Genomic DNA, 21,977 nt, shown 5'->3' on the forward strand with positions numbered 1-21,977 from the left:
GGTGGTGCGCTGCATACCGGGCAAAAACTGTCAGGAGAAATACTGCTGCAACAGCGGGGTAGTGTCCTGGTTGGCGGGAAGCGCTGGCGTAACGGCCTGCGTACGGAACGGAATCACCTGCGAACGTCCGTCTACATTCACAATCTGGTAGAACTGCGGCAGGTTAAAGTTGATGAAGCTGGAGCCGTAGGTAAAGCGGTCATGTGAGGACGAGTAGAAGCGGCTGACGTCGCGCACCAGCTCTTCTTTACTGCCTTCACAGTGGTGATAAACCTCAGCGCGGTTCGTCTCATCCAGGATGTAGATGTTGAAACCGGCGTCGTCACCCGACTCTTCAAAGAAGAACTGAATAATCCCTTCGCTCGCAAAGCCATCCACGACCTGTGGCAGTTTCACGTGGTTGGTTTCCACCTGCACTGACAGGCCATGCAGCTTGTTGTGCGAAATGGCGCCGTAGAACTCGATGGCGTTTTCCAGCTTCTGTACTGAAACATTCAGGCGCTCGAAGAACAGGCCCCAGGTCTGTCCGGAGACGCGCAGCGCTTTAAAGCGACCGGTTTCCTGACGGGTACTGGAGAGGCGCAGTTCGATGCACTCTGAAACCAGCTGCTGCACGCGGGTACGGATCAGACCGCGCAGATGCTGGCTATAGCAGAACACCTCAACGCTGTCCGGCGGTGCAGCGTCCTGATGCATCTTGCCGAGAATCGTTTTCAGCGCTTCGATCATCGCTTGCTCGCCGTTGAAGTGCAGAGTACGCACTTCGTTCCACGAGTTGCGGTACAGCAGGTCTACGCTGCCCACCAGGCAGTTTTGCTGCTCGCCAAAGCTAAAGACATCCAACTTGCGGAAATCAAAATGGACCACCTGATTGCGGAAGGCCGCCGTCGGGTCATATTCCAGGTTGACGATGATCGCCAGATGGCGAATTTCACACGGGCTGTAGAGCGCTTTTGGCGTCGGCGCCGGCAGACGCAGCGGGAAGTGGTGGGAGACATCCGCCACCATCTCCTGCAGTTTGGCTAAATCGACAACCTCGTTGCCTTTGATAAACAGCCGGGTACGCGAGGTCAGCAGGCCGTTGAACCAGGCCCAGGCCACCAGCTTGTTCAGGTAGCGGTTATATTCCAGCGGCTGATGGCTGATGATCGAGTCCATGCTTGGCGCACGGTTGTACAGGTACCAGCCGGTGCGGTTTGCGCGGCCCGGCGGCACATAGATAAAGGTCAGGTTCGGTTCTGACAGGTCCGGCGAAATCTGCGGGTTAACCAGCGTGACTTTACCCGGCAATGCTTCAAACGCCGCATACAGTTTACGCGTCAACACCCCGATATCCTGCGGGCTGGCGGAAACGCTGAGATTGTTACGACGCGCAAAGCGGATAAGGTTGCGGTAGCTTTGCATCATGGCATCGAGCAGTTCGTTGTGCGCTTCACGCACCTGATCGATTTTCCAGTTGGCGCGGTTATCAAGCATCGACAGACGTTCTTCGTCCCATCCCCACTCTTTCACCAACTGACTGACCACTTCACGACGCCAGCCCACGCATGCGCGTTCGCGGCTGAGTTTTTCACAGACTTTGAGATAGAAACATCGACGCACCAGATCGAGACGCGTGGTGTCATCAATGGCTTTCAGGTATTCGGTGACGCGTTCAAGCATCATGCAGTAAGCATCCAGCCCGTAGGAGACAATTTCTCCGTCGTGCAGACGCTGTTTGATATCTTTCGCCAGCAAACGCGGCGTGGGGTATTCCCAGGAATAGGCTTCCAGCAGCAGGGTTTTCAGCACGGCCTTATACGGCGAATCAATGCTTTTATAGAGCTGCCAGAGGCTCGCGCCAAAGTACTCTTCGGCGGAAAGCGAACTGAGGCCACCCAGATCCAGCCATTCATTTGGTGTCAGCACACCCTGGGAGTACAACGACATTACGTAATCGTCGTAATGCTCTTCTTCGTCGCACGGCACCATATTCCACAGAATACGCTTACCGGCCAGGCGAACGGCAGTACGGTAAAACTCGTCCAGCAGTAAGATGTGCTGGGTTGAGCCGCAGTCTTCACCACCCAGACTGCCACTTTCGTTATGACGGAAACGGTTTTCATCAATCAGGAAGAAACTGACTTCCACGCCAAGCGACGCGGCCCAGCTTTCCAGCAGGCTGCACTTTCGTTGCAGCAGCTGACGCTCGTCGTTATCGAGCCAGGACTGATGACAGACCCAGATGTCCAGGTCCGAAGAACAGCTTTGCCCAACCGAGGAGGTGCTGCCCATGGTGTAAACGCCTGTAATCGGCAGTTCACCTTTCGGTGATTCCTGCGGCGGCATGCCACGGTAGAGTTCAAGTTCGGTCAGGTAGTGTTGTTGGGTTTCATCAGGCGTGAAAAGACAGATGCCTCTGGGAACGTTACCGTCAAGGTAGCCAGGCATCAGCGGATGGTGATAGTGCAATAATGTCGGCAGAAGACTGTATACCTGCTGGAAAGCAGGGCCCATAGCAGCAAGCGCGCGATCGACACGCAGTTGGTTTATGGCATCCAGTCTCTGTTTCAGAGTCTCAATATAGAGGTACAAGACGTATCGCCTGATGTTTCCGGGTGTCGCACGCTATTCAAAACAGAAATAACAGCGGACCCGCAGTATTACAAAAAGAGAACCGTTACCTTTTTTCGCCCTTATCATTATGGTGGTACCGACGAAAAAATGGTCTAAAACGTGATCAATTTAACACCTTGCCGGTTGACCGTAAAGAAAGATGCGCTACATACAGTGTAGCACCGTTCTGTACGTGTAAATTCCTTAATACGGCTGTGGCTGACGAGAACCCCGCCCTGTCCCTCTCTTCTTCATCACCGTAAAACTGCCATCCCAGAGTCAACAATGTTAGGATGGTTAGCGATTGATAATGACGGTAACAAGCATGTTAGACAATGTTTTGAGAATTGCCACACGCCAAAGCCCTCTTGCGCTCTGGCAGGCACATTATGTTAAGCAGCGCCTTGAAGCCTGCCACAGTGGATTGTGCGTCGAGCTGGTGCCGATGGTCACGCGCGGTGACGTGATCCTTGATACGCCACTGGCTAAAGTGGGCGGCAAGGGCCTGTTTGTCAAAGAACTGGAACTGGCATTGCTTGAGAACCGCGCCGATATCGCCGTACATTCGATGAAAGATGTGCCCGTCGAGTTCCCGGAAGGGCTGGGGCTGGTGACCATTTGCGAGCGTGAAGATCCGCGCGATGCGTTTGTCTCCAATCACTATGATTCGCTCGATGCGTTGCCAGAAGGCAGCGTGGTTGGCACGTCCAGTTTACGTCGTCAGTGCCAGCTGGCAGAACGTCGTCCGGACCTGATCATTCGTTCGCTGCGCGGTAACGTTGGTACGCGTCTGAGCAAGCTGGATAACGGCGATTACGATGCCATTATCCTCGCGGTTGCGGGTCTGAAGCGCCTGGGGCTGACGTCGCGCATTCGCGTCGCGTTGCCGCCTGAGCTGTCGCTGCCGGCTGTGGGTCAGGGGGCCGTCGGCATTGAATGCCGTCTGGATGATGAGCGTACCCGCGCGCTGCTTGCCCCACTGAACCATGATGAGACCGCTATCCGCGTTAACGCCGAGCGCGCCATGAACACCCGCCTCGAAGGAGGGTGTCAGGTGCCGATTGGCAGCTATGCTGAATTAATTAACGGTGAACTGTGGCTGCGAGCGCTGGTTGGCGCACCGGACGGTTCACAGATGGTCCGCGGCGAACGTCGTGGTAAAGCGCAAGATGCCGAACAGCTTGGCGTGTCGCTGGCAGAAGAGCTGCTGGATAACGGCGCCCGTGAGATCCTGGCTGAGGTTTATAATGGAGAACCCCCTGCATGAGTATTCTTGTCACCCGCCCTTCTCCCGCAGGAGAGCAATTAGTGAGCCGTCTGCGCGCACTGGGGCAGGTGGCCTGGAGTTTTCCGCTCATTGAATTCTCCCCCGGTCGGGAGCTGTCCGCGCTTGCCGACCATATGAATACCCTCCAGCAGGGCGACTTGCTGTTTGCGCTGTCGCAACATGCGGTGGAATTTGCCCAGGCACAGCTGCAACAGCAGGGTCTTAACTGGCCAACCGCTCCTCACTATTTTGCGATTGGTCGTACAACGGCACTGGCGTTGCATACCGTAAGCGGAACAGACGTTCGTTACCCGTTAGATCGGGAAATCAGCGAAGTCTTGCTACAATTACCTGAATTACAAACTATTGCCGGAAAGCGTGCACTCATTTTACGCGGTAACGGCGGGCGCGAACTGTTGGGCGAAACGCTGCGGGAACGCGGGGCCGAGGTCACGTTCTGCGAATGCTATCAGCGTTGTGCAAAACATTACGATGGTGCGGAAGAGGCGATGCGCTGGCATATGCGCGGCATTACGACCCTGGTGGTGACCAGCGGCGAAATGCTGCAGCAGCTCTGGTCGCTGGTGCCCCTTTGGTATCGTGAAAACTGGTTACTCCACTGCCGGCTTCTGGTCGTCAGTGAGCGTCTGGCGAACCAGGCCCGGGAACTGGGCTGGCAAGATATTCGGATCGCTGATAACGCTGACAACGATGCGCTGCTGCGCGCATTACAATAACTCTCATAATGGGAAGCCATAATGACGGAACACGATAAATCCTCCGCCGTGGTTGAAGAGACCAGGGAGACTGTGGACATCACGCCGCAGTCAGAAACGACTGAGAAAACCGTTGAGAAGAAGAACGGCAGCAATAAAACCAGCCTCGCGCTGAGCGCGATAGCCATCGCCATTGCGCTGGCCGCCGGCGTTGGTCTCTATGGCCTGGTGAAACAGCAAGGTTCCAGCCAGACGGCGACCAACGACACGCTGGTCAATCAGCTTACCGCCCTGCAAAAAGCGCAGGAGACGCAGAAAACTGAACTGGAAACGGTGATTAAACAGCAGTCCGCGGCGCTCGCTGAGGCGAACAGCAAACAGGAAGAGCTGACCAAACAGCTGGACGACGTGCAGCAGAAAGTCGCCACGATTTCCGGTACCGATGCCAAAACCTGGCTGCTCTCGCAGGCCGATTTCCTGGTGAAGCTGGCCGGACGTAAGCTCTGGAGCGATCAGGACGTCACCACCGCCGCCGCACTGCTGAAAAGCGCTGATGCGAGCCTGGCAGACATGAACGATCCGAGCCTCATTACCGCGCGTCGTGCCATTACCGAAGATATCGCCAGCCTCTCTGCCGTTTCGCAGGTGGACTACGATGGCATCATCCTGAAGGTCAATCAGCTTTCAAACCAGATTGATAACCTGCAGCTGGCGGATAACAACGACGATGACTCCCCGATGGATTCTGACGGCACCGAGCTTTCCAGCTCCCTGAGCGAATGGCGCGTGAACCTGCAAAAAAGCTGGCAGAACTTTATGGATAGCTTCATTACTATCCGCCGCCGCGACGAAACCGCCGTTCCACTGTTAGCGCCGAATCAGGACATTTATCTGCGCGAAAACATTCGCTCCCGCCTGCTGGTGGCGGCTCAGGCCGTGCCGCGTCATCAGGAAGAAACCTACAAACAGGCGCTTGATAACGTCTCGACATGGGTACGTGCTTACTATAATACCGATGATGCCACGACCACGGCTTTCCTCGATGACATTGATAAACTGAGCCAGCAGAACATCACCATGAACGTGCCGGACAAGCTGGAAAGCCAGCCGATTCTGGAGAAACTGATGCAGACGCGCGTGCGCAACCTGCTGGCGCAACCGGGCGTTCCGGCAGAACCTCACGCCCAGGCCCCTGCCGCCGCGCCAGCGCCAGCGCCTGAAAGCGCGCCACAAGGAGAGTAATGATGCTTAAAGTACTCTTACTCTTCATCCTGCTGATCGCCGGGATCGTGCTGGGGCCGATGCTTGCCGGTCATCAGGGTTACGTCCTGATCCAGACCGATAACTACAACATCGAAACCAGCGTAACGGGTCTGGTGATCATCCTGATCCTCGGTGTGGTGGTGCTCCTTGCGGTGGAGTGGATCCTGCGCCGAATTTTTCGTACCGGTGCGCATACGCGTGGCTGGTTCGTTGGCCGTAAACGCCGCCGCGCCCGTAAGCAGACTGAGCAGGCACTGCTTAAGCTGGCCGAGGGTGACTATCAGCAGGTTGAAAAGCTGATGTCGAAAAATGCTGACCATGCCGAACAGCCGGTGGTGAACTATCTGCTGGCCGCCGAGGCAGCGCAACAGCGGGGTGACGAAGCCCGCGCCAACCAGCATCTGGAACGCGCGTCAGAACTTTCTCCGAAAGACCCGATTCCCGTTGAGATCACCCGCGTTCGCCTGCAGCTGGCCCGCAACGAAAACCACGCCGCGCGTCACGGTATCGACCGTCTGCTGGAAGTCTCGCCACGCCACCCGGAAGTGCTGCGTCTTGCCGAGCAGGCCTATATTCGCACCGGTGCCTGGGGTTCACTGCTGGATATCATTCCGTCGATGGCCAAAGCCGACGTCGGTGATGATGAGCATCGTGATGAACTCCAGCGTCTGGCATGGATTGGCCTGATGGATCAGGCGCGTGCCGATCTCGGCAGCGATGGCCTGAAAACATGGTGGAAGAATCAGAGCCGGAAAACGCGTCAGCAGGTTCCGTTGCAGGTTGCGATGGCAGAACATCTGATTGAATGTGACGATCATGACACGGCGCAGGAGATCCTCCTCGACGGACTGAAGCGACAGTATGACGATCGCCTGGTTATGGTGATCCCGCGTCTGAAAACCAATAACCCTGAGCAAATTGAAAAAATGCTGCGTCAGCAGATTAAAGCCGTCGGCGACCGTCCACTGCTGTGGAGTACGCTGGGCCAGTCGCTGATGAAGCACGGTGAATGGCAGGAAGCGAGTCTCGCCTTCCGTGCAGCGCTGAAACAGCGCCCGGACGCGTTTGACTACGCGTGGCTTGCCGATTCGCTGGACAAGCAGCACAAGCCGGAAGAGGCTGCCGCCATGCGCCGCGATGGGCTGTTATTAACGCTGCAAAATAATGGCATCCAGCAATAAATAACAAGGAGGCCAGACGGCCTCCTTTTTTTATTCCCCTTCGCCTGCTACATTCTTTACCACGTCATCTGAAAACGAACCCGCCAATGTAACGACGTCTTTTCATTAACTTTTTTCCATACACGCGACGAGTGCCGCGTGGACTGAATCGTTTTTGAAAGGAAATCGTCATGAACTCCCTTTTGTACGCGCTTATTGAAGCGCTGCGCTGCCACCGCTGGCTGCGCCTGCTGGCCTGTGCCTTTATCTTTACATCACTGGGAAATGGCGTCACCCAGGTGGTGGTCTTCGGCTTACTGTTAGCATGGTCCGCCCCGCCCGCACTGCTTACCCTCGCCTTTCTTTTCGCCACGCTACCTGGCTTTGTCGGCAGCCTCATCAGTGAAAAGCTGTGCGCGCGCTATTCTCCGATACCCCTGTTGATACTCACCGAGGGGCTTGGCTTACTGGCCCTGCTCTTTCCCCTGCTGGGCGTGCACTATCACAGTATCCCTGCGTTACTGGCCGTGCAGTCCACCGAAGCACTGCTTAGCGGAATGAGCTGGCCTGCCCTGACGCTGCTCTTTAAACGCGGACTCAGAGAAGCAGAACTGCCTGCCGCAACCTGCCTCGAGAATGTGATTTTTGCCGCTCAGGTTTTGTTAGGCACCGGGCTGGGGATGGTACTTTTCCAGAAGATCGCCATCCTCGCCTTGCTGGCCATTGATGCCATCAGCTTTCTCGGATCGCTGTTCATGCTCTGGCAGGCGGGTCGTGTATTTTTAGCGCCCACACTGGCAGTACCCGCTGAAGAGAAAGCGCCTGCGACTTTACGCTGGCAGATGTTGACCATCCGGCAGAAACGCAGTTTGCTGATTTTGCCTGCGCTGGCCGCCGTCGGTTCACCGGCCATGGCGCTTCTTCCGGCAATGGCACAGCAGATCCATCCTCAGGATGCGGCCAGCCTTGCTTTGCCACTGCTTTTTGCAAGGAGCATGGGACAACTTTGCGGTCCCCTGCTGCTAAAAAGAGACAGCCTGACGCGTTTTGCAGCACGCACGCCACGGATTTTACTGTGTCTCGGCATCTTCCTTGCTGCGTATGGGATGCTCCCGCTGTTGTCCGGGTGGATGGCATGCGCGCTGGGGATGATATTTGTCGCACACCTGGCCTCAAATGTTCTCTTTGCGGCCGGCACGTTTGCCGTACTCAGCAGTTTTCAAACCACACACATGGCTTCGGCCAGCAGTAAAGTCTGGCGCTGGCAAACGCTCAGTGCCTCGCTTTTCACCGGTATTGCCGCGATGGCGGCAGCAGGGTTTGGCTCCATACAAGCGCTTTACAGCGTTTCGTCAGCCGCTCTCATACTGGTCGCCCTGATCATGTACGTTTACCGGGAATAAGGCATAAAAAAACGCCTGCTATAAAAGCAGGCGTTAAAACAGGTCTGTAAGACAACATATTTGGTGCTTCACTCAACGTTATGCCCATGGTGTCTGATGAGGCCGAAGCGACATCTGTCAGTGGACGATAAGCACCGTAAATGGCTCTGCGTCATTCCTGAGTTTATGAGGCACTAAGGCGAACATAAGAGATGGAATGAGCATCTACACGTACATTATTGCACGTAACGTGCCAACTTGACACGCAGAACTTTTACATCGCGCAACATTTTAAGATAAAAGGAAATTATGTTGTTGAGCGGTATCTTAGACCCTACAACCTGCTGATAAACACGACGAAATGTCGTCTGGAGGAGACACGAAAGCCGCCAAATTATTATATCTTTTACTTTCAGTGTGTTATGTGTCGCTGAATCGCGACAAGGAAGCCAGCTGTTGTCGTGGAATCACTACAGAGGGGGAAAGGCGCAGAAAACAAAAAACCCCGCCGAAGCGGGGTTCAAAATTGGTCGGCGAGAGAGGATTCGAACCTCCGACCCACTGGTCCCAAACCAGTTGCGCTACCAAGCTGCGCTACTCGCCGATGTACTGCTTTTTGAATTTTTAGTTCAATTCATTAAAAAGTCGTGGTGCGAGGGGGGGGACTTGAACCCCCACGTCCGTAAGAACACTAACACCTGAAGCTAGCGCGTCTACCAATTCCGCCACCTTCGCAATTCACAACTCTTTCAATAATGGGGTGGCTAATGGGATTCGAACCCACGACAACTGGAATCACAATCCAGGGCTCTACCAACTGAGCTATAGCCACCACTGTATTCTTTCACGCGGTACTGACTACTTCTCAGACCACCGCAGCTCTAGCGCCGGGACTAAAATGGCGCGCCCGACAGGATTCGAACCTGAGACCTCTGCCTCCGGAGGGCAGCGCTCTATCCAGCTGAGCTACGGGCGCTTAGCGCCGTTGCGGGGCTGGATATTACGTACCTCCGACCCCGCTGTCTAGTGCTTTTTTGAAAAAAATGCGCGTTTGGTTATGGTTTGCACATTTTGCCGCTTATTCCTCCACTTTCTGCGAGGTAGCGCGGCGGCCCAGACCAAAAAGCTTATACGCCGCGGTCACCGCCGCCAGGAAGATCATCCCGACAAACAGCGACATGCGCGTATCTTCATTAAAGTACATTCCGATTAATACGCAAACCAGGAACGCCATCGTCAAATAGTTGGCGTACGGGAACAGAATGGAACGGAACGGATGGCTGGCGATGGCCTTTTTATGTGCCTGGCGGAAACGCAGCTGGCTAATCAGGATAACAAACCAGGGCACCATGCCTGGCAGCACGCTGGCGCTGTAGACATAAACGAACACGCGCTGCGGATTCGGGATGATGTAGTTCAGGCAAGAGCCAATCAGCAGGATCACAATCGACACCGCCACACCCGCAACCGGTACGCCCGCACGCGAAACTTTCGCCATTGCCGCTGGCAGCTGATTGTTTCTGGACAGCGCGTAGAGCATACGTCCGCAACTGTACATCCCGCTGTTGCAGCCTGACAACGCCGCCGTCAGAACCACAAAGTTAATGATGCCTGCTGCTGCCGTGATGCCAATCTTCGCGAAGGTCAAGACAAACGGGCTACCGGTCGTGCCAATTTCATTCCACGGGAAGATGGTTACGATAACGAAGATCGCCCCCACATAGAAAATCAGGATACGCCACAGCACCTTGCCTACGGCGCTGCGCAGCGTAACCTGCGGGTTTTTCGCTTCACCCGCGGTAATACCGATAAGCTCGACCCCCTGATAAGAGGCCACAACGATACACAGTGCCGTCAGGAAGCCCTTCCAGCCGCCCGCAAAGAAGCCGCCGTTTTCGGTCAGGTTACCAAAGCCAATGGCGTGCCCGCCGTTGCCAAAGCCGAAGAAGATAACGCCCAGCCCGACCACAATCATCACGATGATGGTGGTGACTTTGATCATCGCAAACCAGAATTCGATTTCACCATAAAGACGAACGGCAGCAAGGTTTGCCAGTGCCACCAGCCCCACGGCAATCAGCGCCGGTATCCACTGGACCATGTCCGGGAACCAGAACTGCACGTAGACCCCTATCGCCGTGATTTCAGAGATGCCGACCGCCATCCACATAAACCAGTATGACCAGGCCGTCAGGTAGCCAAAGAACGGGCTCATATATCGGTGCGCGTAAACGGCGAAGGAACCCGTGACGGGCTCCATGAAGAGCATTTCGCCCATCGAACGCATGATGAAGAAAACGAACAATCCCGCAATGATATAAGCCAGCAAGACCGAAGGTCCTGCCCATTTGAGCGTGCTTGCGGAGCCCATAAACAGGCCCACGCCGATAGTGCCGCCCAGCGCTATCAGTTCAATATGACGAGCCTCCAGCCCACGCTGTAGCTCCGGTTTTTTCTCTGCCATAGATCCTCGATTGTGTTTGCTGTTTCCCGACTTAAGGCCGGGTATTGTTTTTTAGGGGTACTAAAATACGGGGCGAATGGTTTCTTAAAATGCGGCAAATGGCAAACGATGCATAAAAAAAATGAATGCATTGCACAGATTCGCAGCAGTTTTGCAGGGGAGTTGCAGCGCGAACAGCATATCGCGCTACATTTTGATTACATTTTCCCGGTGTAGTGCCAGGTAAGGTAGCGAAGCAGACGGATCTGTCGTGTAATCCGCGTCGGCTGAGATAGCAGGCGATACAGCCACTCCAGCCCCAGGTTTTGCCAGACTTTGGGCGCGCGCTTAACGTGGCCGGTAAAGACGTCATACGTTCCGCCGACGCCCATATAAAGGGCATCCGGACACACCTGACGGCAGTCACGCATCAGGATCTCCTGGCGTGGGGAGCCCATCGCCACGGTGATGATTTTCGCGCCACTGTCGCGAACGCGTTCAAACAGCGCCTGCCGGGCCTCTGGTTTGAAGTAGCCATCCTGGCTGCCCACGATGTTAACATTCCATTGACTGCGCAATTTCGCTTCGGTCTGCGCCAGCACCTCCGGCTTACCGCCAATCAGGAATACCGGCGTGCCTTCCGCCCCTGCGCGTGCCATCAGTTGCTCCCAGAGATCGGCCCCTGCCACGCGAGATACATTAGCGCCAGGATACTTTTTGCGGATTGAACGCACCACGCTGATACCGTCGGCATATTTAAATTCAGCCGCTTCTATCAGGCTTCTCACTTCGGCGTTGTCTTCCACCGCCAGCATCTTTTCCGCATTGATGGCGACCAGCGTACCGGATTTCATCTGACCACCAGCGAACAGAAAATCCAGCGCGTGTTGCATATCGCGCCAGCCAATAAGCTGCAGACCGCGCAGCGTATAGCGCGGTGCAGAAGTTTTATCCGTCATGACTTTCCCTACTCACACTTGCGACAGCGTTGTGCTGCCCTGCGGCTCGCGCTTATGCACAAGCCCTGCACTGTCAAACAGCCAGTACAACAGTTTGGCCAGTAACAGGCAGATGCCAAAAACGACCATGAAGAAAACCACGCGCGACACGAATGAATCCAGCCCTTCACGCGCCAGAACGATCATATTGAAAATGGCACCAAAGCAGAAACTGTGCAAAATAGCCGCCTTATAGCGGTTTGTTTCTTCGTTGCCGCGCACGTAGAGCCAGTCAAACCACTTGATGATCAGCCCCACCACCACCGCCCCCGGCAGGATAAACCAGCTTCCCCCCATCACCACCAGCGAGCCAATCAACGTAGGTGAGATCGCAAGGCCTGAGTGGTTGTTCAGCACTTCCCAGGTAAAATAGTTTGCCGTGTTGAGTACGACGCCGGGGCGGTCTGGCCACAGCCAGGTTGGGATAAAGACATAAAAGTCGCGCACAATAGGCGCAAGGCCCTGGAAATCGATTTTGTCGTAGTTTTGCAGCAACAACGCCAGGTTTTCCCACGGCGAGAAGGTGTCGCGCGTGAGATAGAGGAACGTGTAAAACGCCTCGTCACCGGCTACGTTGAGCCCGTAGCGCTTCAGGGCAAGCCAGAACATACCAACAATGCCAAACACCCCAGCAGCCACCAGCATCCATAAAGAGATCCACCCGCGGATGATGCCGATAAACAGGAAGATTGCGAAAGCGATGATGATATTTGCACGCGTCCCTCCCACAATCATGTAGGTCAGGAAACCGAAGGCGACGGTACTCACCAGGAAAAACAGCCAGGCTTTGCTGTCCTGACGCAGGAAAAAGATCACCAGCATCGCCGGAATGAAGAAGTAGAAGAAGCGCTTAAGCGCCACGCCCGACACTTCGGCAGAAAAAATCTGGCTGTAGGACTGGAGCTTGAACAGCAGAAAACCATTGTGCATGAAGAAGATACCCACGCTTACCAGCGCGATCGTCATCAGCATCACCCACGTCAGGTGCGTCTCCACCCGGTTCATGGTGAAGAGCGCCCGGCGCGGCGCGGTGGATTGCGCTGAACGCAGGCGCGTTTTATAGGTGGCGTAGTAGACGGCGTAGAAGCAGGTCGCTGCCAGGATCGCCTGAAGCAGGATCTCGGGCGGGGCAACGCTCACGTCAAACCGGAAGACCAGAATGCTGGTCAGCGGGAATCCGAAAAAGAAGGTCAGAAGAAACAGTAACGAGAAGAAGACGTTAAAGTTAAAACGCACCCGGCGAAACTCGAACCAGGTGAGCGTGGCGATAAATAAAGTGCTCAGAAGCCAAACGATCAGTAAGCCGCTGAATTGCAACTGGCTCATGCTTTGTCTCCTGCAGCGATACGCAGCGCGCGGTGCCACGGCGTGAGGTAGTTCGGGCTAAAGAAGTCGATGGCACTTTTGTCCACCAGCGCCAGTTGTCTCTGCGCTTCGCGGACCACCTCTTCGTTAAGCACATCGGAAGTAAACAGCACCGGCAGATGCTGCTCCGCCATGTCCTGCCAGAATGGGTTTTCGCGATTGAGTACGCAGGGCACACCCGCCTGAATCAGCAGACACAGCGTGCCAATTCCTTGCTGACGCGCAAAGATGAAATAGCCCAGATCGCACCGACGCAGCAGCGCAAGATACTCATCAAATTCCAGCTTATCGTGGAGAATGTGCACATTCGCGGCGCTAAATAACGCGAGTGCCTGCTGGCGGACCTCATTGATATAGGCATCGTTATTGGCCGGATACCCCATCGGCACAATCACATTGACGGTGTCGCCAAACTGCTGATGTACCGCCCTGAGCGCGGCAAGATGTTCATTGCTGCGATCGCCTGAGTTACCCACCAGAATCGTCAGTTTACCCTCGCGCGGCGTATCATTCGCCATGTTGTTCAGCGCCGGGTTCATTCGGGTCGGGAAATAGAGTAGCTCACCGCGTACGTCAGGGTGGCGTTTAGCAAAATAATTGAGATCGCCACGGGTCGCGAAAACGCATCCCACACGCCCCTGCGCCATGCGCCGCAACGGGTAGAAAAGACGGAATTTCCAGCCGCTGGAGACTTCGTAGAGATCGGCTCCCCAGATATGCCAGCTGCACTGCGAAGGTTTGATCCCCCCGCTCAGGAGCGCCAGCCACAGGCCGGTATTAAACTGCCCATGGAAAAAGAAACGTTGCTCACGATCCGCTTTGGCTTTGGCAACAACCGCCTTCGCCAGCGCAGCCTTGTCCGGCCAGAAAGAGAGTGTCAGCGTCGGACACGCCACGCTCAGGCCATTATCCTGACCGGCAACCATAAACTCACGAGCGTCGGGATCCCCCGATGCCAGTTCATCATTGAAGAACCGTAACACGGTCTGGTTATGGTGTGGGATATCCGATCCCAGTATGTGAATCAGTGCAGTCATGCGCGTTTACGCCAAAGTAAAAATACGCCGCAACAGGCAGCGAAATAAACGATATAGGTTGCCATATAGGCCTGAGCCGCCCCCAGCGCACCGTGTGCCGGGATCAACCAGTGTGAGAATGCGGTCAGTAATGCAAACTGGCTGATTTCCGCCAGGATATACAACCGTAGCGAGGCTTTCGCAATCACCAGATAACCAAAAACGTAAGCCCCCACTTTCAGTACATCGCCCACCAGTTGCCAGGCAAACAGATCGCGCATGGCGGTAAACTTCGCGGAGAAGAGCAGCCAGATGGCGACATCGCGCAATAGCCATACGGTTAAACTGGCTGCCGCAACGGCGGGAAGGACAAACCGCAGTGAGCGGGAAATTTCGCGCGTGATATCCTGCCTGGAGGTCAGGCGCGATAAGGTTGGCAGCAAATAGACGCTAAAGGAAGCCGTTATAAATTGGAGGTAGGCATCGGAAATACTGCTCACCCCTTGCCAAATCCCAACTTCGTCCCAGCTGTAATGCGCCGCCAGCAGGTTTCGCATCATCACATAGGCGACGGGGAGCGTGACGGAGGTGATGAGCGCCATCAGGGTAAATTTTCCCAGCTGGCTTGCCAGCACCTTATCCCATTGAGGTTTCAGGTAACTCAACGGAATGGTGCCCCGACGCATTAGCATGAACGCCGCCGGAACGACCACTAATGCCGGTACCAGCGCCAGCCCCAGCAACGCGCCTTCATAGCCGCCCAGCCGATAGCAAAAATAGTAGGCAATCACGCCGATGACGCTGCCGAGGATTAACGCCAGTGCGTTCCCGGCCGCATCACGAAAGCCTTTCATCAGCGCCAACAACAGGTTAGCCCAGGCAATGCCCAGCTGAACCAGCGCGACCAGACGAACCAGCCCCTGATAATGGGTGTGTCCAAATAACCCCTGGCTTATGGGTGCCGCTGCCAGCAGGAAAATAACCGCCATCAGGGTCGAAAAGCCGGTGACCATCGCCGAGGATGTACCGACAACACGGCGAAGCTGGGCCGCATCATCATGGTACTGCGCAACGTATTTCGTGACGCCGTTGAAAATCCCTGCGCCAGCCAGTACCCCAAGGACGGTCACAAGCTGACGGAAATTGCCCGCCAGCCCGACGCCTGAAGGGCCGAATGAGACGGCCAGCAGCTTGACGACCAGTAGCCCGGCGCCAATTTTGACAAGTGTGGACGCGGCGGTCCACACCGATGCTTTTGCCAGAGACATATCAGCCGAAATAACTCAGAAGGGTGTTAATCACCGTACGCTGGTTAACAGGCGCGAGGTTGTAGAACAGTGGCAAACGAAGCAAACGCTCACTTTCTTTCGTGGTGTAGCGATCTTCACCCGCGAAGACCCCAAATGCCTCTCCTGCAGGGCTGGAGTGCAGCGGGATATAGTGGAACACCGCCAGAATTTCGGCTTCTTTTAGCCAGGCAATCAACTTGCTGCGATCGTCGTTATCGCGCAGTTTGATGTAGAACATATGGGCATTATGGACGCAATCAGCCGGAAGGGTCGGCAGCTCAATTCGCCCGGCTTGGGCCAGCGGTTGCAGCGCGTCGTAATAAGTTTGCCACAGGGACAGGCGCTGCAGATTAATGCGGTCCGCTGCCTCCAGTTGCGCCCACAGGTATGCCGCCTGCAGATCGGCCATCAGATAGCTTGAGCCAATATCGCGCCAGGTATATTTGTCTACCTGCCCCCGGAAGAACTGGCTGCGGTTGGTGCCTTTTTCACGGATCACTTCCGCGCGCTCGACCAGCGCACGGTCGTTAATCAGCGTCGCACCACCTTCGCCACCGGCGGTATAGTTTTTGGTTTCGTGGAAGCTAAAGCAGCCGATATGGCCGATCGTTCCCAGCGCTCGCCCTTTATAGGTCGACATCACGCCCTGAGCGGCATCTTCAACCACGAACAGGTCATGTTTTTTGGCGATCGCCATGATGGTGTCCATCTCACACGCCACACCCGCGTAGTGAACCGGCACAATCGCGCGCGTTTTGTCCGTGATTGCCGCTTCAATCAGCGTCTCATCAATGTTCATGGTATCCGGGCGAATATCCACAAAGACGATTTTCGCACCACGCAGGACAAAGGCATTCGCTGTAGAGACGAAGGTGTAGCTCGGCATGATCACTTCATCGCCCGGCTGGATATCCAGCAGCAACGCCGCCATTTCCAGCGATGCGGTACAGGACGGGGTCAGCAGGACTTTAGCGCTGTGAAACCGCTGCTCCATCCACTGCTGGCAGCGACGGGTAAAACCACCGTCACCACAGAGTTTGCCGCTGCCCATAGCAGACTGCATATAGTCGAGTTCAGTGCCCACGACGGGTGGTGCGTTAAATGGAATCATCTTGTCACCTGTATAACCAGTAAGCGGTGGCGTCGATGTTGGCACCACTCGCGATATAACGTTTAAGCGCGGTGGTGTTGCCCATCTGGGTTGCCACCCGCAGAGTCAAAAGCTGTTGCTGCTGCGCCCAGTGAAGCGCCGCCTGCATGAGTTTTTCGCCCATGCCGTGCCCGGCTAATAAACCAATACGCCCCTCGTTCGCGTTGAGCTTACGAAGCGAGACAAATCCCTCAATCTGGCCGTCTGCAGTGCGAAACACCAGGCACACATGGTCAAAGGTGCCTTTTACCGCGTTCTCTACCCACTGGGCGTAGAAACGCCCGCTGTCGTCCGGTGCATACCACGGTGCGCGAAAGCGGCTCCGGGCAAACACCTGTGCCGCCATCTGACGCAGCGCGGGGATATCCTGCTCCGTTGCCACTTCCGCACCGGGCGAATCATGGCGGACGAGCGTAATGGACAGATCAACCTCGCCTTCAACCAGCTGAAAACCTTGTTGCTGGAGCGCATCGAGCAGGTCGGCACGGTCTGCGGGGATCCTGGCCTGCACCCGCGGCCAGGCGGTGAAATCGGCGTCAGTCAGAACCGGCGCATCGTCGCGCAGGCGCACGATGGCTGATGGCAGACCAAAAAAGGCACTCTCCCACTCAAGGGACTCGAGAACCCCCTTCAGGTGGCTCAACGCCAGACACCTTTCGTATCAACCACGTACTGTTGGCGTACGGCATCACCGGACGTCGCTTTAAATTCTTTATGATCCACCAGCAGCACCAGCACATCCGCCGTCGCCAGTGCCTCATCCAGCGCGGTCAACGTACAGTGGCCCGCCAGTTTTGCCGGCAGTTCATGAATATTGGGTTCAACCACCAGCGTTTCGCCGGTGTGCCAGCCAGCGATCATCTCTGCAATCTCCATCGCCGGGCTTTCGCGTAAGTCGTCAATATTCGGTTTGAATGCCAGACCAAAGCAGGCAATTTTCAGCTCACTGGCGCGTTTGCCGCTCTCAGCCAGACAGTCCGCTACGGTGGCTTTCACCTGACTGAGCACCCAGTGTGGCTTGCTGTCATTCACTTCACGCGCGGTGCGGATCAGGCGGGCCTGCGCCGGGTTTTGCGCCACAATAAACCACGGGTCGACGGCGATACAGTGACCGCCCACGCCCGGGCCAGGCTGGAGGATATTCACGCGCGGATGGCGATTCGCCAGGCTAATCAACTCCCAGACGTTAATCCCCTGATCGGCGCAAATCAGCGACAGTTCATTCGCGAAGGCGATATTCACGTCCCGGAAACTATTTTCCGTGAGCTTGCACATTTCGGCGGTGCGGGAGTTGGTCACCACACATTCGCCTTCAAGGAAAATCTTGTAAAGCGCGCTGGCGCGTGCAGAACAGACTGTCGTCATGCCGCCGATCACGCGATCGTTTTTAATCAGCTCTACCATCACCTGACCTGGCAGCACGCGCTCAGGACAGTAAGCAATATTGATATCAGCTTGCTCGCCCGCCTGCTGCGGGAAGCGTAAGTCAGGTCGGGCTTGCGCCAGCCACTGCGCCATCTGTTCGGTAGCACCGACGGGCGAAGTGGATTCCAGGATCACCAGAGCCCCTTTTTTCAGGACCGGTGCAATCGATTTTGCCGCCGCTTCGACGTAAGCCATGTCGGGCTCATGGTCGCCTTTAAAGGGGGTTGGCACCGCAATCAGATATGCATCCGCCTCGACCGGCGTCGTGCTGGCACGCAGGAATCCGCCATCAACCGCCTCTTTCACCACGCGGTCGAGATCGGGCTCCACGATATGAATTTCGCCACGGTTAATGGTTTCCACCGCACGCGCGTTGATATCCACGCCCACAACCTGTTTTTGACGGGAGGCAAACGCTGCCGCGGTGGGCAAGCCAATGTAGCCAAGACCAATGACAGAGATGGTAGTAAAACTCATAGCGATACCCGATTGTGTTTAAGTGCATGCAAAATACGGCCACAAGCCTGCCCATCACCATACGGGTTATGGGCCCGGCTCATCGCCTGATACTCTTCGTCGTCGTGCAGCAGGCGCGTCACCTCTTCGACGATCAGCTGTGTATTGGTGCCGACCAGACGTACCGTTCCCGCTTTCACCGCTTCCGGGCGTTCGGTCGTTTCACGCATGACCAGCACAGGCTTGCCGAGAGACGGCGCCTCTTCCTGAATACCACCGGAATCGGTCAGGATCAGCCAGGCGTGGTTCATCAGCCAGACAAACGGCAAGTAGTCCTGCGGTTCAATCAGCAGGACGTTTTCTATATGCCCAAGGATACGGTTGACCGGCTCGCTGACGTTAGGATTAAGGTGCACCGGGTAGACAATCTGCACATCCTGATTCTGCGCGGCGATTTCTGCCAGGGCATGACAGATTTGCTCAAAGCCGCGTCCAAAGCTCTCGCGACGATGGCCGGTGACCAGAATGGTTTTTTTGCCATTGTTCAGGAAGGGGTAGCGTGCGGCGAGTTCTTTCTGAAGATCGTTGTTTGACAGCACGCGGTCACGAACCCAAATCAGGGCATCAATCACCGTATTCCCGGTGACAAAGATTTTGTTGTCGGCAATATTTTCACGCAGCAGGTTCTGTCGTGAGTTTTCGGTGGGCGCAAAATGGTACATCGCCAGATGGCCGGTGAGTGTGCGGTTGGCCTCTTCGGGCCACGGCGAATAAAGGTTGCCGGTGCGCAGACCCGCCTCAACATGGCCGACTGGAATTCGCTGGTAAAACGCAGCCAGGCTGGTTGCCACCGTGGTGGTGGTATCGCCATGCACCAGAACCACGTCAGGTTTGAAGGACTCCAGAATCGGCTTGAGCTCTTGCAGAATACGGCAGGTTATCTCCGTTAACCCCTGCCCCGGTTTCATAATATTGAGATCGTAATCCGGGACGATAGAAAAGAGAGTTAAGACCTGATCGAGCATCTCACGGTGTTGGGCAGTAACACACACCTTCGCTTCAATATCAGGATCACTGGCCAGCGCATGAACCAGAGGCGCCATCTTTATGGCCTCCGGCCTGGTGCCAAATACGGTAAGTACTTTCACATCGATTCTCTTCGATTAGACGATGAAGGCCGCAGCCTTCATCGTAGACGGCGTTTTAGTTAGTGCGACGACGCGTTAACGCCACGCCAGCGCCAGTCAGTGCACCCACAATCCCCCACATGATCATCAGGAATGCGCGGCGCGGACTATCGCGTTTTACAGGCTCTTCAGGCGTTCGCAAATAACGATAGGTCTGAAAAAGCGGATCCATTGTTGGACCGACATTCAGGGTGTTCAGCATCGCGCGGTTTTGATCGTAGTCGAGGTCAAAATCAGGGCCAACGGCCTGGAGGTTTTCCAGTCGAGCCTGCAGCATTGGGCGCCCGAGAAGGAACATTTCGGAATCCGGCAGTTCATCTGCCGGCACGTCCGTCTCAGTGCGGGAAATATTGTGCTGTTCGGCAATTTTCAGCGCCTGCTCAATATTGTGTACACGGCGGGCGAAGATGGCTTTAGCCACCTCTTCCTGACGTTTAACCTGCGCTTTCATCTGGATAGTACGGGCAGCCCAGGCACCTTTCAGCTCTTCATTCAGGTGGCTTGCCGCACGCTGGCTGGCGAAGGCAACGTACTGGCGCAACAGGTTATTGGCATCCGGCGCGGTTTCGGCAATCAGCTTGACGCTGTCGTTGACGTTACGCAGCGCATCTCCCGGCATAAACTGAATGTTGTTAATCATGTCATCCAGCAGCGCGGCATCGGCTTTACTGTTGCCCACCATTCGTTGCTTGTAATAATCCGTCTGGCTCCAGAAATCACGGCGCGTATCCCAGGAAGCCAGCTGCATCACAAACTCTTTATAGGCCTCATCCATGACGGAAGTCTGGTCTGGCGTGGCCAGACTGGCTTTGATATCCAGATTACGCAGGAACTGCTGCTGGGAATAGAACCCCCCGAGCATGTTAACCGTTGGTTTATCTGTGATTGCCGTAGCGCTCCACTCTTGTTTTGCAAAGAAAGTGTATGCGAGCGCGAGGAGCGCGAATCCTAATGCGATGCCTATTATCCAAAGCTTGCCTGCCCATAGAACGCGAAACAAGCCACGGATATCCAGCTCATTCTCGGTCATCTCTGATTTTGCTCCCGCCAACGGTTGAGTCATCACAGTCCCATTTTATTTAGTTAAAGTTGGATTGTTGTCACTATCTCGACGCATCCTGCGTTTTATACGCTTAATGAAACGCGCTACTTTCCAGGCGCGTTTAATACAATAGCCGTAAAGGGAAAATGCTAGCAAGAACAGTACCAACATTACCCATTCGGGAATAAAGTGGGCATATTCCGCTGCAACTCCAATTGCGGCCAGAATAGCAGCCGCCAGCGTAATCAGAACAAAGGCCTGTCGGGAAGTGAAACCCGCTCGCATAATGAGATGATGGATATGCTGGCGGTCGGCCGAAAAAGGACTCATCCCTTTGCGCAGTCGACGATACATAATCGCCACCATATCCATAAGTGGAATAGCAATAACCCACAGTGCAGTCACCGGGCTAATGGGGTGTGTTTTACCTTGGGTGGTTTCGAGCAAGATCCAAATGATGGTAAAGCCTATAAACGTGCTACCCGCATCGCCCATAAAGACTTTATAGCGACGACCCAAAACGCCTAGATTCAAAAGGATGTATGGAAGAATGGCGGCGATCATGGCAAAACACCACATCGCGAGGCTGTATTGACCATCAAACCATAAAATGATCCCAATAGCTGCAAACGAAACACACGATAAGCCACCTAGCAGACCATCAATTCCATCTACCATATTAAACGCGTTTATCGCGACCCATACGGCAAAGAGGGTCAGGAAGTAACCAAATGGCCCAAGAACCATCTCCCACGAACCAAAAATGTACCCCAGGCTACTTAGATGAAGTTTTGCCACGGCCATCATAGCAATGCCGACTGCAGCCTGAACGAAAGCGCGAATTTTTACGCTTATATCATAGCGATCATCAAGTGCCCCAACGAAAACCAGTACCGTGGCGCAGATCAGATACAGTCTGGCATGGGGAATGTAGTAGTCGGCGATAGCGAAAGTAAAACAGATGCCTGCAAAGACGGAGATGCCACCCACCAGTGGGATCATACCCTGATGGCGCTTACGGAAGTTGGGTTTATCCACTAAGCCCAGATATTTTGCTACCTTGCGTGCAAGAAACAAAAAGCAAGTGGTAAACAAAAAAATACTGGTTAGTTCAGTAAACGTATCGAGTAGGTTCACAATGGATGTTCTCAACAAATGTCAGGCAACGAAGTATAACCATGTTGGCGCCAAGCCAGAAGGCATAAAGCATACCTCTTACAACC

At 55.1% G+C, this 21,977-nt stretch carries 17 protein-coding genes and 4 tRNA genes; 5 read left to right on the forward strand and 16 right to left on the reverse strand.

The window, feature by feature from the left end:
- Nucleotides 1-30: 30 nt before the first annotated feature.
- A complete protein-coding gene (gene cyaA / locus L462_RS05470) occupies nucleotides 31-2,574 on the reverse strand; it encodes a class I adenylate cyclase (protein ID WP_032679216.1) in 2,544 nt (847 codons plus the stop codon).
- A gap of 346 nt (nucleotides 2,575-2,920) precedes the next feature.
- On the opposite strand from cyaA, the gene hemC reads away from it, so the two are divergent.
- From hemC to L462_RS05445, 5 genes are all read left to right on the forward strand, one after another.
- The gene (gene hemC, locus L462_RS05465) at nucleotides 2,921-3,862 is read left to right on the forward strand and encodes a hydroxymethylbilane synthase (protein WP_032669623.1); all 942 of its coding nucleotides are present in this window, start codon (nucleotides 2,921-2,923) and stop codon (nucleotides 3,860-3,862) included.
- Nucleotides 3,859-4,599, forward strand: a complete 741-nt coding sequence (gene hemD, locus L462_RS05460; protein WP_014172140.1) for a uroporphyrinogen-III synthase — start codon at nucleotides 3,859-3,861, stop codon at nucleotides 4,597-4,599. The genes hemC and hemD overlap by 4 nt, the downstream gene beginning before the upstream one ends.
- A gap of 21 nt (nucleotides 4,600-4,620) precedes the next feature.
- Nucleotides 4,621-5,820: a uroporphyrinogen-III C-methyltransferase gene (gene hemX, locus L462_RS05455; RefSeq protein ID WP_032679217.1), complete on the forward strand. Its 1,200-nt coding sequence runs from the start codon at nucleotides 4,621-4,623 to the stop codon at nucleotides 5,818-5,820.
- A gap of 2 nt (nucleotides 5,821-5,822) precedes the next feature.
- On the forward strand, nucleotides 5,823-7,022 hold the full coding sequence (hemY, locus tag L462_RS05450) for a protoheme IX biogenesis protein HemY (RefSeq protein ID WP_032679218.1): 1,200 nt from the start codon (nucleotides 5,823-5,825) through the stop codon (nucleotides 7,020-7,022).
- A 170-nt stretch (nucleotides 7,023-7,192) separates the two neighbouring features.
- Nucleotides 7,193-8,404 (forward strand): MFS transporter, encoded by a 1,212-nt coding sequence (locus L462_RS05445; protein ID WP_032679219.1) that lies wholly within the window; start codon nucleotides 7,193-7,195, stop codon nucleotides 8,402-8,404.
- A 506-nt stretch (nucleotides 8,405-8,910) separates the two neighbouring features.
- Here the strand turns inward: L462_RS05445 and L462_RS05440 are convergent.
- The 15 genes from L462_RS05440 to wecA all read right to left on the reverse strand — a co-directional run bounded on the left by L462_RS05440 (nucleotide 8,911) and on the right by wecA (nucleotide 21,891).
- Nucleotides 8,911-8,987: transfer RNA gene (locus tag L462_RS05440), tRNA-Pro, on the reverse strand.
- Nucleotides 8,988-9,031: 44 nt separating this feature from the next.
- Nucleotides 9,032-9,118, reverse strand: a tRNA-Leu gene (locus L462_RS05435).
- Between the two features lie 21 nt (nucleotides 9,119-9,139).
- Nucleotides 9,140-9,215: transfer RNA gene (locus L462_RS05430), tRNA-His, on the reverse strand.
- 67 nt (nucleotides 9,216-9,282) lie between these two features.
- Nucleotides 9,283-9,359: transfer RNA gene (locus tag L462_RS05425), tRNA-Arg, on the reverse strand.
- Between the two features lie 102 nt (nucleotides 9,360-9,461).
- A complete protein-coding gene (locus L462_RS05420; RefSeq protein ID WP_014172144.1) occupies nucleotides 9,462-10,847 on the reverse strand; it encodes a bifunctional threonine/serine APC transporter ThrP in 1,386 nt (461 codons plus the stop codon).
- A 197-nt stretch (nucleotides 10,848-11,044) separates the two neighbouring features.
- Nucleotides 11,045-11,785 carry a lipopolysaccharide N-acetylmannosaminouronosyltransferase gene (gene wecG, locus L462_RS05415; protein ID WP_020882887.1) on the reverse strand — a complete coding sequence of 247 codons (741 nt, stop codon included), beginning with the start codon at nucleotides 11,783-11,785 and terminating at the stop codon, nucleotides 11,045-11,047.
- Between the two features lie 12 nt (nucleotides 11,786-11,797).
- On the reverse strand, nucleotides 11,798-13,150 hold the full coding sequence (gene wzyE, locus L462_RS05410) for an ECA oligosaccharide polymerase (protein ID WP_020882888.1): 1,353 nt from the start codon (nucleotides 13,148-13,150) through the stop codon (nucleotides 11,798-11,800).
- Nucleotides 13,147-14,226, reverse strand: a complete 1,080-nt coding sequence (locus L462_RS05405) for a TDP-N-acetylfucosamine:lipid II N-acetylfucosaminyltransferase (RefSeq protein WP_032679220.1) — start codon at nucleotides 14,224-14,226, stop codon at nucleotides 13,147-13,149. Before L462_RS05405 ends, wzyE begins: the two co-directional genes overlap by 4 nt.
- Entirely contained in the window at nucleotides 14,223-15,473 is a 1,251-nt protein-coding gene (gene wzxE / locus L462_RS05400; protein WP_014172149.1) for a lipid III flippase WzxE, read from the reverse strand. Before wzxE ends, L462_RS05405 begins: the two co-directional genes overlap by 4 nt.
- A gap of 1 nt (nucleotide 15,474) precedes the next feature.
- On the reverse strand, nucleotides 15,475-16,605 hold the full coding sequence (rffA, locus tag L462_RS05395) for a dTDP-4-amino-4,6-dideoxygalactose transaminase (protein WP_020882890.1): 1,131 nt from the start codon (nucleotides 16,603-16,605) through the stop codon (nucleotides 15,475-15,477).
- 4 nt (nucleotides 16,606-16,609) lie between these two features.
- Entirely contained in the window at nucleotides 16,610-17,287 is a 678-nt protein-coding gene (gene rffC, locus L462_RS05390; RefSeq protein WP_032679221.1) for a dTDP-4-amino-4,6-dideoxy-D-galactose acyltransferase, read from the reverse strand.
- Nucleotides 17,284-18,546, reverse strand: coding sequence for a UDP-N-acetyl-D-mannosamine dehydrogenase (gene wecC / locus L462_RS05385; protein ID WP_032679222.1), 1,263 nt, complete (start codon nucleotides 18,544-18,546; stop codon nucleotides 17,284-17,286). The genes rffC and wecC overlap by 4 nt, the downstream gene beginning before the upstream one ends.
- A complete protein-coding gene (gene wecB, locus L462_RS05380) occupies nucleotides 18,543-19,673 on the reverse strand; it encodes a non-hydrolyzing UDP-N-acetylglucosamine 2-epimerase (RefSeq protein ID WP_032679224.1) in 1,131 nt (376 codons plus the stop codon). Before wecB ends, wecC begins: the two co-directional genes overlap by 4 nt.
- A gap of 55 nt (nucleotides 19,674-19,728) precedes the next feature.
- Nucleotides 19,729-20,775 (reverse strand): ECA polysaccharide chain length modulation protein, encoded by a 1,047-nt coding sequence (gene wzzE / locus L462_RS05375; protein WP_032679226.1) that lies wholly within the window; start codon nucleotides 20,773-20,775, stop codon nucleotides 19,729-19,731.
- Nucleotides 20,776-20,787: 12 nt separating this feature from the next.
- Complete coding sequence (wecA, locus tag L462_RS05370) at nucleotides 20,788-21,891, reverse strand: UDP-N-acetylglucosamine--undecaprenyl-phosphate N-acetylglucosaminephosphotransferase (protein WP_032679228.1); 1,104 nt, start codon at nucleotides 21,889-21,891, stop codon at nucleotides 20,788-20,790.
- Nucleotides 21,892-21,977 lie beyond the last annotated feature (86 nt).

Origin of the sequence: Enterobacter sp. BIDMC 26 (genome assembly GCF_000534435.1) — a bacterium.
GTDB lineage: Bacteria > Pseudomonadota > Gammaproteobacteria > Enterobacterales > Enterobacteriaceae > Enterobacter > Enterobacter ludwigii.

Bases quoted from the DNA above. Each gene is read 5' to 3' on its own strand.
- L462_RS05445 (WP_032679219.1), top strand. From the start codon at position 7,193: ATGAACTCCCTTTTGTACGCGCTTATTGAAGCGCTGCGCTGCCACCGC.
- rffA (WP_020882890.1), bottom strand. From the start codon at position 16,605: ATGATTCCATTTAACGCACCACCCGTCGTGGGCACTGAACTCGACTAT.
- L462_RS05420 (WP_014172144.1), bottom strand. From the start codon at position 10,847: ATGGCAGAGAAAAAACCGGAGCTACAGCGTGGGCTGGAGGCTCGTCAT.
- hemD (WP_014172140.1), top strand. From the start codon at position 3,859: ATGAGTATTCTTGTCACCCGCCCTTCTCCCGCAGGAGAGCAATTAGTG.
- wecG (WP_020882887.1), bottom strand. From the start codon at position 11,785: ATGACGGATAAAACTTCTGCACCGCGCTATACGCTGCGCGGTCTGCAG.
- wzzE (WP_032679226.1), bottom strand. From the start codon at position 20,775: ATGACTCAACCGTTGGCGGGAGCAAAATCAGAGATGACCGAGAATGAG.
- wecC (WP_032679222.1), bottom strand. From the start codon at position 18,546: ATGAGTTTTACTACCATCTCTGTCATTGGTCTTGGCTACATTGGCTTG.
- L462_RS05405 (WP_032679220.1), bottom strand. From the start codon at position 14,226: ATGACTGCACTGATTCACATACTGGGATCGGATATCCCACACCATAAC.
- hemC (WP_032669623.1), top strand. From the start codon at position 2,921: ATGTTAGACAATGTTTTGAGAATTGCCACACGCCAAAGCCCTCTTGCG.
- hemY (WP_032679218.1), top strand. From the start codon at position 5,823: ATGCTTAAAGTACTCTTACTCTTCATCCTGCTGATCGCCGGGATCGTG.
- wzyE (WP_020882888.1), bottom strand. From the start codon at position 13,150: ATGAGCCAGTTGCAATTCAGCGGCTTACTGATCGTTTGGCTTCTGAGC.
- hemX (WP_032679217.1), top strand. From the start codon at position 4,621: ATGACGGAACACGATAAATCCTCCGCCGTGGTTGAAGAGACCAGGGAG.
- wzxE (WP_014172149.1), bottom strand. From the start codon at position 15,473: ATGTCTCTGGCAAAAGCATCGGTGTGGACCGCCGCGTCCACACTTGTC.